General features: G+C 68.9%; 9 protein-coding genes. All 9 read right to left on the bottom strand.

What is annotated here, in order from left to right:
* Positions 1-413: 413 nt before the first annotated feature.
* Positions 414-782, bottom strand: coding sequence for a hypothetical protein (locus ACLQ29_RS03395; RefSeq protein WP_425770191.1), 369 nt, complete (start codon positions 780-782; stop codon positions 414-416).
* Positions 783-875: 93 nt separating this feature from the next.
* The gene (locus ACLQ29_RS03390; protein WP_425770190.1) at positions 876-4,763 is read right to left on the bottom strand and encodes a DNA-directed RNA polymerase subunit beta'; all 3,888 of its coding nucleotides are present in this window, start codon (positions 4,761-4,763) and stop codon (positions 876-878) included.
* Positions 4,764-4,843: 80 nt separating this feature from the next.
* Positions 4,844-8,275: a DNA-directed RNA polymerase subunit beta gene (locus ACLQ29_RS03385; RefSeq protein WP_393370247.1), complete on the bottom strand. Its 3,432-nt coding sequence runs from the start codon at positions 8,273-8,275 to the stop codon at positions 4,844-4,846.
* 696 nt (positions 8,276-8,971) lie between these two features.
* Complete coding sequence (gene rplL, locus ACLQ29_RS03380) at positions 8,972-9,358, bottom strand: 50S ribosomal protein L7/L12 (protein ID WP_425770189.1); 387 nt, start codon at positions 9,356-9,358, stop codon at positions 8,972-8,974.
* Between the two features lie 54 nt (positions 9,359-9,412).
* On the bottom strand, positions 9,413-9,958 hold the full coding sequence (gene rplJ, locus ACLQ29_RS03375; RefSeq protein WP_425770188.1) for a 50S ribosomal protein L10: 546 nt from the start codon (positions 9,956-9,958) through the stop codon (positions 9,413-9,415).
* A 343-nt stretch (positions 9,959-10,301) separates the two neighbouring features.
* A complete protein-coding gene (locus ACLQ29_RS03370) occupies positions 10,302-10,991 on the bottom strand; it encodes a hypothetical protein (protein ID WP_425770187.1) in 690 nt (229 codons plus the stop codon).
* A complete protein-coding gene (locus ACLQ29_RS03365; protein WP_425770186.1) occupies positions 10,988-11,860 on the bottom strand; it encodes an ABC transporter ATP-binding protein in 873 nt (290 codons plus the stop codon). Before ACLQ29_RS03365 ends, ACLQ29_RS03370 begins: the two co-directional genes overlap by 4 nt.
* Before the next feature lie 140 nt (positions 11,861-12,000).
* Positions 12,001-12,717 carry a 50S ribosomal protein L1 gene (rplA, locus tag ACLQ29_RS03360; RefSeq protein ID WP_357370209.1) on the bottom strand — a complete coding sequence of 239 codons (717 nt, stop codon included), beginning with the start codon at positions 12,715-12,717 and terminating at the stop codon, positions 12,001-12,003.
* A 78-nt stretch (positions 12,718-12,795) separates the two neighbouring features.
* On the bottom strand, positions 12,796-13,227 hold the full coding sequence (rplK, locus tag ACLQ29_RS03355) for a 50S ribosomal protein L11 (protein ID WP_110563109.1): 432 nt from the start codon (positions 13,225-13,227) through the stop codon (positions 12,796-12,798).
* Positions 13,228-13,367 lie beyond the last annotated feature (140 nt).

Genomic DNA, 13,367 nt, shown 5'->3' with positions numbered 1-13,367 from the left:
AGACGACGGCGGACCCCATCCGGGTGCGCCGGGTCCGGACTGCGGCGGACCCCACCCGTCTGGGGCGACAGGCCCTGGCTGCGGCTGATCCCAACCCGGCGGTGTCGAGGTGGGCATCCCGGAGACCGGGTAGGGCTGACCGGAACCGGGCGGACCTGTCGTACCCCAGCCGGGGTGCGGCGCGCCCGGAGTCGACGCGGGTGGCTGCGGCTCGCCGCTCGATGCCGGTCGCTCCCAGCGGGCGGGCTCGGACGGAGGCAGCTCGGCCGGAGCCGGCTGGCCGGCCGGCTCGTCCGCAGGGGGCCGCGCCGGATCCGTCACGAGGTCCTCCTGTCGAAAGGCCGCCACGCCACACGGCGGACACCGGCCAGGCTACCGCCGCAGGTGCCGGCGCCAACGCCGGGCGCGGCCGCTCAGTCCATGTTCGCCGGGTAGTCGTGACCAAACGGCGCGCCGGCCAACCGCACCACGCCGATCACCACCAGGGCCACCACGCTGACCGCGACCAGCACCAGGCCGGTCCAGGCCATCCGCTCCCCCCGGCGCAGCCAGCTGCCGCCGGTCAGGAAACCCCCCGAGGAGTACGCCTCACGGCGGGCCTGCCGGGCCAGTTGCAGCGCCACCGTCGCCGGCACCACCCCGCCGATGAACAACCCGGTCAGCATGCCGAGCAGCCCGAGGGCGAAAACCGCCCGGGCCTTCGTGGCGCGGGCCGGATCCGGGTCCAACGGGTGGCGCAGGCCCTGCTGCGCGACGGACACCTGCCCGGGTGCGGTCGTCATCCCCCCATCATGCCGAACCCGGACCGGGGGTGTGTGGTCCGGACGCGACGAGGCCCCCGGCGGATACCGGGGGCCTCGTCGTGTGCGTGGTGTTTAGCGGTACGACCCGAAGTCGAAGTCGTCCAGCGGCACAGCCTGCCCGCTGGCCGGCCCGAAGCCGTAGTCGGTCTCCGGGTACCCGGTCATCGAGTAGACCTTGGCCTTGGCCTCCTCGGTCGGCTCGACCCGGACGTTGCGGTACTTGCTGATGCCCGTACCGGCCGGGATGAGCTTTCCGATGATCACGTTCTCCTTGAGGCCGACCAGCGAGTCGCTGCGCGAGTTGATCGCAGCGTCGGTCAGCACCCGGGTGGTCTCCTGGAAGGAGGCCGCCGAGAGCCAGGAGTCGGTGGCCAGCGAGGCCTTGGTGATGCCCATCAGCACCGGACGACCGGCGGCGGGCTCGCCGCCCTCCGAGACGAGTCGGCGGTTCTCCGACTCGAACAGCGCCCGGTCGACAAGCACGCCCGGCAGGAACTCGGTCGAGCCGGAGTCGATGACCGTCACCCGCTTGAGCATCTGGCGGATGATGATCTCGATGTGCTTGTCGTGGATGAGCACACCCTGCGAGCGGTAGACCTCCTGGACCTCACTGGTCAGGTGGACCTGGACCGCCCGCGGACCCATGATCCGCAGAAGCTCGTGCGGGTCGATGGTGCCCTCGGTCAGCTTCTCGCCGACCGCGACGTGACCGCCGTCGTGGGTACGGAGCTTGACGCGCTTCGAGATCTTGTCGTAGACGATCTCTTCGCTGCCGTCGTCCGGCACCACGATGATCTTCCGCGAGCGCTCGCCGTCCTCGATCCGGATCCGACCCGGGGTGTCGGCGATGGGCGCCTTACCCTTCGGGACCCGAGCCTCGAAGATTTCCTGCACACGCGGCAGACCCTGGGTGATGTCCTCACCCGCGACACCACCGGTGTGGAAGGTACGCATCGTCAGCTGCGTACCGGGCTCACCGATGGACTGGGCGGCGATGATGCCGACCGCCTCGCCGATGTCGACCGACTTGCCGGTCGGCAGCGACCGGCCGTAGCAGGCCGCGCAGACGCCCAGCTTCGACTCACAGGTGAGCACGCTGCGCACCCGGACCGTCTCCACGCCGGTGGCGACGATCTTGTCGACCCCGATGGAGTTGATGTCCTGACCGCGCTCGGCGACCACGGTGCCGTCCGGCCCCTTGATGTCGTCGGCCAGGGTCCGGGCGTGCACGCTGGTCTCGGCGTGGGTGTGGACGACGAGCTTGCCGTCGAGCTTCTCGCCGATCTGCATCGGGATCGCCCGGTCGGTGCCGCAGTCCTCTTCACGGATGATGACGTCCTGCGAGACGTCCACCAGACGACGGGTCAGGTAACCCGAGTCGGCGGTCCGCAGCGCGGTGTCGGCGAGACCCTTACGGGCACCGTGCGTGGAGATGAAGTACTCCAGCACGGACAGACCCTCCCGGTAGCTGGCCTTGATCGGCCGCGGGATGATCTCGCCCTTCGGGTTGGCCACCAGACCACGGATCGCGGCGATCTGCCGGAGCTGGAGCAGGTTACCGCGGGCACCCGAGTTGATCATCTTCCACAGTGGGTTCTCCTGCGGCAGCGCGGTGTCCATCTCCTTGGCGACCTCGTTGGTCGCCTTGGTCCAGATCGTGATGAGCTCGCCGCGACGCTCCTCGGCGGTCATCAGACCACGCTGGTACTGCTTGTCGATCTGGTCGGCTTCCTTCTCGTACTTCGCCAGGATCTCCGCCTTACGCGGCGGAGCGATGACGTCCTCCATGCCGATCGTCACGCCGGACCAGGTGGCCCAGTGGAAACCGGCCTCCTTGAGCCCGTCCAGGGTGGCGGCCAGCGCCACCTTGGGGAAACGCTCGGCGAGGTCGTTGACGATCGCGGAGAGCTGACCCTTGCGGATCTCGTAGTTCACGAAGCGGTAGCCCTGCGGCAGCGTCTCGTTGAACAGCACCCGGCCCAGCGTGGTCTCCACGGTCAGCGGGTCACCCTCGACCCAGCCCTCCGGGGCGGTCCACGCCTCGGCGCCGGCGCCGTTGTCGACACCGACCACGCCACGCAGGCGGATCTTCACCGGCGCCTGCAGGTGCAGCTCGCCGTTGTCGAAGGCCATTCGCGTCTCGGCGTCCGAGCTGAACGCCCGGCCCTCGCCCTTCTCACCGGCGGTGAGGTGGGTGAGGTGGTACAGGCCGATGACCATGTCCTGCGTGGGCATGGTGACCGGCTTGCCGTCGGCCGGCTTGAGGATGTTGTTCGACGACAGCATCAGGATCCGCGCCTCGGCCTGGGCCTCGGCGGACAGCGGCACGTGCACCGCCATCTGGTCACCGTCGAAGTCGGCGTTGAACGCGGTGCAGACCAGCGGGTGGATCTGGATGGCCTTGCCCTCGACCAGCTGCGGCTCGAAGGCCTGGATGCCCAGGCGGTGCAGGGTCGGCGCGCGGTTCAGCAGCACCGGGTGCTCGCCGATGACCTCTTCCAGCACGTCCCACACGACCGGGCGCTGACGCTCGACCATCCGCTTGGCGGACTTGATGTTCTGTGCGTGGTTGAGGTCGACCAGCCGCTTCATCACGAACGGCTTGAACAGCTCCAGCGCCATCTGCTTGGGCAGACCGCACTGGTGCAGCTTGAGCTTCGGGCCGACCACGATGACCGAACGGCCGGAGTAGTCGACGCGCTTGCCCAGCAGGTTCTGGCGGAACCGGCCCTGCTTGCCCTTGAGCATGTCGGACAGCGACTTGAGCGGGCGGTTGCCCGGGCCGGTGACCGGCCGGCCGCGACGGCCGTTGTCGAACAGCGCGTCGACGGCCTCCTGGAGCATCCGCTTCTCGTTGTTGACGATGATCTCGGGTGCGCCGAGGTCGATCAGTCGCTTGAGGCGGTTGTTCCGGTTGATCACGCGGCGGTACAGGTCGTTCAGGTCCGAGGTCGCGAACCGGCCACCGTCGAGCTGCACCATCGGGCGCAGGTCCGGCGGGATGACCGGGACGCAGTCGAGCACCATGCCGAGCGGCGAGTTGCGGGTGTTCAGGAACGCCGCGACGACCTTGAGCCGCTTGAGCGCCCGGATCTTCCGCTGGCCCTTGCCGGACCGGATGGTCTCCCGCAGGCTCTCGGCCTCGGCGTCGAGGTCCATGTTCTGGACCAGCGCCTTGATGGCCTCCGCGCCCATGGAACCGGTGAAGTACTCACCGAACCGGTCGCGCAGCTCGCGGTAGAGCAGCTCGTCGGTGACAAGCTGCTTCGGCTCCAGCTTGCGGAAGGTGTCCAGCACCTCGTCCAGGCGGTCGATCTCGCGCTGGGCCCGGTCGCGGATCTGGCGCATCTCGCGCTCTCCGCCCTCCTTGACCTTGCGCCGGACGTCCGCCTTGGCACCCTCGGCCTCCAGCTCGGCCAGGTCGGCCTCGAGCTTGGCGGCCCGCTTCTCGATCTCCGAGTCGCGGCTGTTCTCGGACTGCCGCTTCTCGGCCAGGATCTCGTTCTCGATCGTCGAGAGGTCACGGTGACGCGACTCCGCGTCCACGCTCGTCACGACGTACGAGGCGAAGTAGATGATCTTCTCGAGGTCCTTGGGGGCGAGGTCCAGCAGGTAGCCCAGCCGGCTCGGCACGCCCTTGAAGTACCAGATGTGGGTCACCGGAGCGGCGAGCTCGATGTGCCCCATCCGCTCACGACGGACCTTGGAGCGAGTCACCTCGACGCCGCAGCGCTCACAGATGATGCCCTTGAACCGCACGCGCTTGTACTTACCGCAGTAGCACTCCCAGTCCCGCTGCGGACCGAAGATCTTCTCGCAGAAGAGCCCGTCCTTTTCCGGCTTCAGGGTGCGGTAGTTGATCGTCTCAGGCTTCTTGACCTCGCCGTGCGACCACTGACGGATGTCGTCGGCGGTGGCGAGACCAATGCGCAGCTCGTCGAAGAAGTTGACGTCGAGCACTATGTCCCCTATGTCGTCGTCTGTACTGCTAATTCTCGGGTGGGGTCGGGGGCCGGCGAGCCGGCCCCCGACCGCTCACCTCAGACCTCTTCGACCGAGCTCGGCTCGCGCCGGGACAGGTCGATGCCCAGCTCCTCTGCGGCCCGGAACACCTCGTCGTCGGTCTCGCGCATTTCCAGGGCCACACCGTCGCTGGACAGCACCTCGACGTTGAGGCACAGCGACTGCAGCTCCTTGAGCAGCACCTTGAACGACTCCGGGATGCCCGGCTCCGGGATGTTCTCGCCCTTGACGATGGCCTCGTAGACCTTCACGCGGCCGAGCACGTCGTCGGACTTGATCGTGAGCAGCTCCTGCAGGGCGTACGCGGCGCCGTACGCCTGCATCGCCCAGCACTCCATCTCACCGAAACGCTGACCACCGAACTGCGCCTTACCACCCAGCGGCTGCTGCGTGATCATCGAGTACGGGCCGGTCGACCGAGCGTGGATCTTGTCGTCGACCAGGTGGTTGAGCTTCAGGATGTAGACGTAGCCGACCGCGATCGGGTCCGGCAGCGGCTCGCCGGAACGACCGTCGAACAGCTGTGCCTTGCCGGTGCGGCCGATCAGCTGCTTGCCGTCCCGGTTGGGCAGGGTCGACTCGAGCAGACCGGAGATCTCCTCCTCGCGGGCACCGTCGAAGACCGGGGTGGCCACGTTCGTGTCCCCCACGGACTCGTGCGCGTCGATCGAGCGGAGCTGGCGCTTCCAGTCGGCGTCGTCACCCTCGACCTTCCAACCGGTCTTGGCGACCCAACCGAGGTGGGTCTCCAGGACCTGGCCGATGTTCATCCGGCTCGGCACACCGAGCGGGTTGAGCACGATGTCGACCGGGGTGCCGTCCTCAAGGAACGGCATGTCCTCGATCGGCAGGATCTTCGAGATGACACCCTTGTTGCCGTGCCGGCCGGCGAGCTTGTCGCCGTCCTGGATCTTGCGCTTCTGGGCGACGTAGACCCGGACCAGCTCGTTGACACCCGGCGGCAGCTCGTCGCCGTCCTCGCGGGAGAACGTGCGCACACCGATGACCGTGCCGGTCTCGCCGTGCGGCACCTTCAGCGAGGTGTCCCGAACCTCACGCGCCTTCTCACCGAAGATCGCGCGGAGCAGACGCTCCTCCGGGGTCAGCTCGGTCTCACCCTTGGGCGTGACCTTGCCGACCAGGATGTCGCCGGGGACGACCTCGGCACCGATCCGGATGATGCCGCGCTCGTCGAGGTCGGCGAGCATTTCCTCGCTGACGTTCGGGATGTCGCGGGTGATCTCCTCCGGGCCGAGCTTGGTGTCCCGAGCGTCGACCTCGTGCTCCTCGATGTGGATCGAGGTGAGCACGTCCTGCTGCACGAGGCGCTGCGACAGGATGATCGCGTCCTCGTAGTTGTGACCCTCCCAGCACATGAACGCCACCAGCAGGTTGCGTCCGAGCGCCATCTCGCCCTCGTCGGTGCACGGCCCGTCGGCGATGACCTGACCGGCCTCGACGCGGTCGCCCTCGAAGACCACCGGCTTCTGGTTGACGCAGGAGCCGGCGTTGGAGCGGCGGAACTTGTGCAGCAGGTACGTCCGGCGGTGGCCGTCATCCTGGTGGATGGTGACGTAGTCGGCGCAGAGATCCTCGATCACACCGCCGACCTCGGCGACAACCACGTCGCCAGCGTCGACCGCGGCCCGGTATTCCATGCCCGTGCCCACGAGCGGCGCCTCGGCCTTGACCAGCGGCACCGCCTGGCGCTGCATGTTCGCGCCCATCAGTGCCCGGTTGGCGTCGTCGTGCTCGAGGAACGGGATCATGGCGGTCGCGACCGAGGTCATCTGCCGGGGCGAGACGTCCATGTAGTCGACGGCGCCGGGGAGGACGTCCTCGGTCTCGCCGCCCTTACGACGGCAGAGCACCCGCTCCTCGGCGAACGTGCCGTCCGCCTTCAGACGCGCGTTGGCCTGCGCCTTGACGAACCGGTCCTCCTCGTCCGCGGTCAGGTAGTCGATCTGGTCGGTGACCCGACCCTCGACGACCTTCCGGTACGGCGTCTCGATGAAGCCGAACGGGTTGACCCGGGCGAAGGTGGACAGCGCGCCGATCAGGCCGATGTTCGGGCCTTCCGGCGTCTCGATCGGGCACATCCGGCCGTAGTGGGACGGGTGCACGTCGCGGACCTCGAAGCCGGCCCGCTCGCGGGACAGACCACCCGGGCCGAGCGCGCTCAGCCGGCGCCGGTGGGTGAGACCCGCCAGCGGGTTGGTCTGGTCCATGAACTGGGACAGCTGCGACGTCCCGAAGAACTCCTTGATCGCCGCCACCACCGGGCGGATGTTGATCAGGGTCTGCGGGGTGATCGCCTCGACGTCCTGCGTGGTCATCCGCTCGCGGACGACCCGCTCCATCCGGGACAGGCCGACTCGGACCTGGTTCTGGATCAGCTCACCCACGGTGCGCAGGCGCCGGTTGCCGAAGTGGTCGATGTCGTCGGCCTCGTAGCCGTCCTCACCGGCGTGCAGCCGGCACAGGTATTCCACGGTGGCGACGATGTCGTCCTCGGTCAGCGTGCCGGTGGTGATCGGCACGCCGACTTCGAGCTTCTTGTTGAACTTGTAGCGCCCGACCTTGGCGACGTCGTACCTCTTCGGGTTGAAGAAGAGGTTGTCGAGCAGGGTCTGGGCGTTCTCGCGCGTCGGCGGCTCGCCAGGGCGCAGCTTGCGGTAGATGTCTAGCAGGGCCTCGTCCTGGCCGGCGATGTGGTCCTTCTCGAGCGTGGTCATCAGCAGCTCGGACCAGCCGAACTTCTCACGGATCCGCTCGGCCGACCAGCCGATGGCCTTGAGCAGGACCGTGACGGCCTGCCGACGCTTGCGGTCGATGCGTACGCCGACCGTGTCGCGCTTGTCGATGTCGAACTCCAGCCAGGCACCCCGACTCGGGATGACCTTGACGCTGGAGAGGTCGCGGTCGGAGGTCTTGTCCGGCTGCTTGTCGAAGTACACGCCCGGGGACCGGACGAGCTGGCTGACCACGACGCGCTCGGTGCCGTTGATGACGAAGGTGCCCTTGGGCGTCATCATCGGGAAGTCACCCATGAACACCGTCTGGCTCTTGATCTCGCCAGTGGTGTTGTTGGTGAACTCCGCGGTCACGAAGAGCGGAGCGCAGTAGGTCAGGTCCTTCTCCTTGCACTCCTCGATCGAGGCCTTGACCTCGTCGAAGCGCGGCGCCGAGAAGGAGAGTGACATGGTGCCGGAGAAGTCCTCAATGGGACTGATCTCTTCAAGGATCTCCGCGAGACCCGAGCGTGCGTGCGGGTCGTCCGCCGACCGGCCCTGCCAAGCCTCGTTGCCGACGAGCCAGTCGAAGGACTCGTTTTGGATGGCAAGGAGGTTGGGGACCTCGAGGTGTTCGGTGATCCTGCCGAATGAAACTCGGCGGGGAGCGAATGCGCTCGACGTACGACTGGTCTTCGCAGGGCGGGAAGCTGCCAAGATGCGTCCTTCCGAGGACCGGTGCTGCAGAACGGCTGGTACGCGTGCACTCCAATGACCCCACCAGAAATATCCGTAAACGGACATTTCCGAGCAGGGGTCAAGTCGGAAGGCAGCGCAAACTAGCAGTGTAGCCGAGAGGCTAACCGCTGTCCAGCCCACCCCGCAGGTCGTTTGCGGAACGTGCCTCGGCCCCCGTGAACCGGGGTCTGCCGGGCCGCTCAGAACGCAACGTCCCCACTGGGCCGCTCAGGTCGACGCGGCCGATGGTGCCGCCGCTGTCATACCCACGTCGTGGCCGTCGCAAGCGCGGTGTCTTGCTGGTGCCAGCGTGCCTGGCAGCCTGGGGCCGCGTCAAGGGCCGGTATCCGGGTCGGCCCTTCTTTCCCACCGAAGGGCGACCCGCCGAGCGCGTTCGGATAGACAGTCGCGACTGTCGGCGCCCAGCTCAGGGGCAGGTCGGCCCAGTAACCACAGACACGGCGGGGGGGGGTGCGGGTGGGGTGCACCCCCCCCCCGCCGCCCACGATGGGCCGCAGACCCGCCCCGGAGACGCCCGGGGGGCGCCCGCTCCGGGGGGGGCGGGCGCCCCCACACCCCCCCCCGGGGGGGGGGTTCCCGGGGGCCCCCCCCCCCCCCCCCGCGACGCGATCGTGTCCCAGCTCACGAGCCAGGTACGCGCAGGTGGAGCTCAGGTCACTTGAGGGTGACCTTGGCGCCCTCACCCTCGAGCTTGGCCTTCGCCTTCTCGGCGGTCTCCTTGTTGACCTTCTCCAGGATGGCCTTCGGCGCGGACTCAACCGCGTCCTTGGCCTCCTTGAGGCCCAGGCCGGTCAGCTCGCGCACGACCTTGATGACCTGGATCTTCTTGCCGCCGTCAGCCTCGAGGATGACGTCGAACTCGTCCTGCTCCTCCTCGACGGGAGCAGCGGTGCCGCCGCCGCCACCCGGGCCCGCGATCGCGACCGGAGCCGCGGCGGTGACCTCGAAGGTCGTCTCGAACTGCTTCACGAACTCAGAGAGCTCGATCAGCGTCATCTCCTTGAACGCGTCGAGCAGCTCGTCGGTGCTGAGCTTCGCCATATCTGGCGTCCTTTCCTGATTCTGTTAAGTAAGAACTGGTGCGCCGTGGGGGCCTCAGGCCGCCTCGGCGCTCTCCTTCTCGCGCTTGTCCTGCAGTGCGGCCGCCAGACGGGCGGTCTTCGACAGCGGGGCCTGGAACAGGGCCGCGGCCTTGCTCAGGTTGCCCTTCATCGCGCCGGCCAGCTTGGCCAGCAGCACCTCGCGGGACTCCAGGTCGGCGAGCTTCGTGACCTCGGCCGCGGAAATGGCCTTGCCCTCGAAGACACCGCCCTTGATGACGAGCTTCGGGTTGGCCTTCGCGAAGTCGCGAAGCCCCTTCGCCGCCTCGACGACGTCGCCCGAAACGAAAGTCAGCGCGGTAGGACCGGTGAACAGCTCGTCGAGGCCGGTGATGCCCGCGTCCGTCGCTGCGCGCTTCGCCAGCGTGTTCTTCGCGACCGTGTAACTGGTCTCGGCGCCGAGCGTGCGCCGAAGCTGGGTGAGCTGGGAAACCGTCAGACCGCGGTACTCGGTCAGCACGGTGGCGCCTGCGCTGCGGAAGTTCTCAGTCAGCTCAGCGACGGCCGTGGCCTTGTCGGCCCGGATTGGCTTGTCCGCCATGTCCCTCCTCTCTCGTTACTCGAGGCTGGTCCCCGTCACGGCCGAAGCCGGAACGGGAGCGGAGGCAGCACGACAACGAAAAAGCCCCGGCGCAGGGCGCACGGGGCGAGGGCCGGTGGATCAACACAGTCGGCGGACCATGTCTCACTGCCGAGTTACGCTTGCCGCCCTACGCGGGTCGCCCGTTGTCGCGGGACCTTCGACCGTGCCGGAGCACGGTGACCAGCGGTCTTTGGGTGGTTCCTCATCCATGAGAACACGGATGACTCGTTGAAGACTACGCGTCGCGGCCACCAGCGCCAAATCGCGCCTGGTGAGCCACACCACCGGACGCCGGCGCCGCTCAGCCCTGGGCCCGCCGCCGCCACAGGTAGCCGCCGACTACCACCGTGCTCCAGGCCAGCGCCCACCCGGTCAGCCCCAGCAGGGTGAGGGCGGCCGCGTCGCCCGCGGTGGTGCGCGCGGTGGCCATGATCGGCGGCGCCAACCAGGGCGCCACCGAGTCGCTCAGGCCGAGCACCACCGCGCCGACACCGCCCAGGGCCAGCACCGCGACACCGTACGCGGCACCGCCCGCCGACGCCCGGCTGGCCAACGCGCCCAGGGCAACCGCGGCGGGTACGGCGAGCAGGTGCGCCCACAACCCCAGCGCGAGCCCGACCGGGATCGACCGGTGCTCCGGCTCCACCGGACCGGTGACCCCGCCGACCAGCCACGGGAAGATCAGCGCGACGGCCACCGCCACCAACGCCGCCACACCCGCGGCGACGAATCCGGCAAGCCGCTCGCGCGCCACCCCGACTGTCACCTGGGCCAGCCGGCGCTGCACGTCCGGCTCGACGTCGAGAAGGATCTTGGTCTGCCAGGCGAGCACCGGGAAGAGCACCACGGCCGAGACGCCGTACGCCTCGTCCGGCTGGGCTCGACCGCCGCCGTAGAGCGTGCCGAGCACGACGAGGCCGGCGAGCAGGGGTGCCAACGCCCGACCGGTCCGCAGCAAGCCGGCGAGCCGCATCCGTACCAGGGCGATCACCGGGCCTCCCCCGCTGCCTGCTCGACCGCGGGGACGGTCTCGGGCTCCCCGGCCGCCGTCAACGGCGGCTCGGCGGGTCGGGCAGCACCGGCCATCTGCGGCGGCTCGGTCGGTCGGGACTGCGGTGCGGTGGTGGAGGCGTCGGCGCGTACCCGAAGAATGTGGTGGCCCTCGGCGCGCAACCGGGCGACGGTGCCGGCGACCCGCGCGGTCGGGACCGCGACCTCGACCACCGCGAACGTCTCCTCCGCCGCCGACGTCTCCTCGGTCAGTGCCCCGTCGGCCACCGACCAGCGGCGCGCGGTCGGCAGCCGGACCGTCTCCCCGCGGTGGTCGCTGACCAGCACGGCACCGTCGGCGGCGAGCACCTCGGAGATCAGCTCGGGAACCAGCTCGCGGGTGGTGGCGTCCAGCCCCTCCCACGGCTCGTCGAGCACCAGCAGGCCCGGTGGTCGCAGCATCGCCTGGGCGAGGCCCACCTTCTGAGCGGTGCCCTTGGACAGCTCCGGCAGCCGGACCGAGCGGAAGGCGGACAACCCGAGCCGGTCGGTCCAGGAGCCGACCGCCTCGTCGGCCGCCGCCGCGCCCAGCCCTGCCATCCGGGCCATTCCGGTCAGGTAGTGGGTCACCGTGAACGGCTGGTCGGCCGGGAACCGCTCCGGCACCCAGCCCACCCGTGCCGGCCGGTCGGCGACCCGGCCCCGGCCGGGCCGCAGCACCCCCGCGGCCACCTGGAGCAGAGTCGACTTGCCGACCCCGTTGCGACCCAGGACGACAGCCACCTCGCCCGGACCGATCCGCACGTCCACGCCGCGCAGCACCCACGGCCCACGCCTGTGGTACCGCAACCAGACATCCTCCAGCCGCATGGGATAGAGGGTGCCACACCTTAGGGGCTGTTTCATGAGGGCGGTCGAGCCGAGGCGGGCCAGTCCTCATGAAACAGCCCCTAGACGCGCCGGGGCGCCGCCACGGTCGTGGCGGCGCCCCGGTGGAGCGATCTGTCGGCTCAGGCGTCGGCGGGGTCCCCGGTGAGGTTCTTCACCAGGTTCGGGTCAACCGGAACACCCGGGCCCATCGTGGAGGTCACGATGACCTTGCGGAGGTACTTGCCCTTGGCCGCGGACGGCTTGGCACGCAGCACCTCGTCGAGCACCGCAGCGTAGTTCTCCACCAGCTGGCTCTCCGTGAAGGAGGCCTTGCCGATGATCAGGTGCAGGTTGGAGTGCTTGTCCACCCGGAAGGTGATCTTACCGCCCTTGATGTCCTGCACCGCCTTGGTGACGTCCATGGTCACCGTGCCGGTCTTCGGGTTCGGCATGAGACCGCGCGGGCCCAGGATCCGCGCGATCCGGCCGATCTTGGCCATCTGATCCGGCGTGGCGATAGCCGCGTCGAAGTCGAGCCAACCACCCTGGATCCGGGCGACAAGCTCGTCGGTGCCCACCTCGTCGGCACCCGCGGCGGCGGCCTCTTCGGCCTTCGCGCCACTGGCGAACACGATCACGCGGGCGGTCTTACCGGTGCCGTGCGGCAGGTTGACCACGCCGCGGACCATCTGGTCCGCCTTGCGGGGGTCGACGCCGAGGCGCATGGCGACCTCGACCGTGGCGTCGAACTTGACGTTGGTGGTCTCCTTGGCCAGCTTCACGGCCTCGGCGGGGGTGTAGAGCTTGGACCGGTCGATGACATCGGCGGCCTTGCGGTAGCTCTTGCTGCGCTGCATTGCTTACTACTCCTGTGGTCTCTGGCGGGCCGCTCGGCGCGGGCCCTCCCACGGTCGGGTCGACGGCCTGGGCCGACGTCAGTCGTTGACGGTGATGCCCATCGACCGGGCGGTGCCGGCGATGATCTTCTCGGCCTGGGCCAGGTCGTTGGCGTTGAGGTCGGCCATCTTCTTCTCGGCGATCTCACGCAGCTGGGCGCGGCTGACCGAGCCGACCTTCTCGGCCTGCGGAACACCCGAACCCTTCTGCACACCGGCGGCCTTGATCAGCAGCCGGGCGGCGGGCGGGGTCTTCAGCACGAACGTGAAGGACCGGTCCTCGTACACGCTGATCTCGGCGGGGACGATGTCGCCCCGCTGGGATTCGGTCTGCGAGTTGTAGGACTTGCAGAACTCCATGATGTTCACGCCGTGCTGGCCGAGCGCGGGGCCGACCGGCGGCGCCGGCGTGGCCTGGCCCGCCGGCAACTGAAGCGTGAACGTCTTGACGAGCTTCTTCTTCGGAGGCATGTCACTTCCTGGGGCTTGGAGCTGGGAAAATGCGGCTGTCGCCGCCCTCGGAGCGCGCACGGTCAGCGCGGTGCGACAGCGGCGACATTCAAGAGTAGCGCAGGCCGCAGCCCACTCGTCCGCCGAGGTCGAGCGGGAGG

It is taken from the genome of Micromonospora sp. DT228 (assembly GCF_049841595.1).
Lineage (GTDB): Bacteria > Actinomycetota > Actinomycetes > Mycobacteriales > Micromonosporaceae > Micromonospora.
The sequence above is the reverse complement of the archived record's forward strand: the minus strand, read 5'-3'. Positions and strand labels throughout refer to the sequence as shown.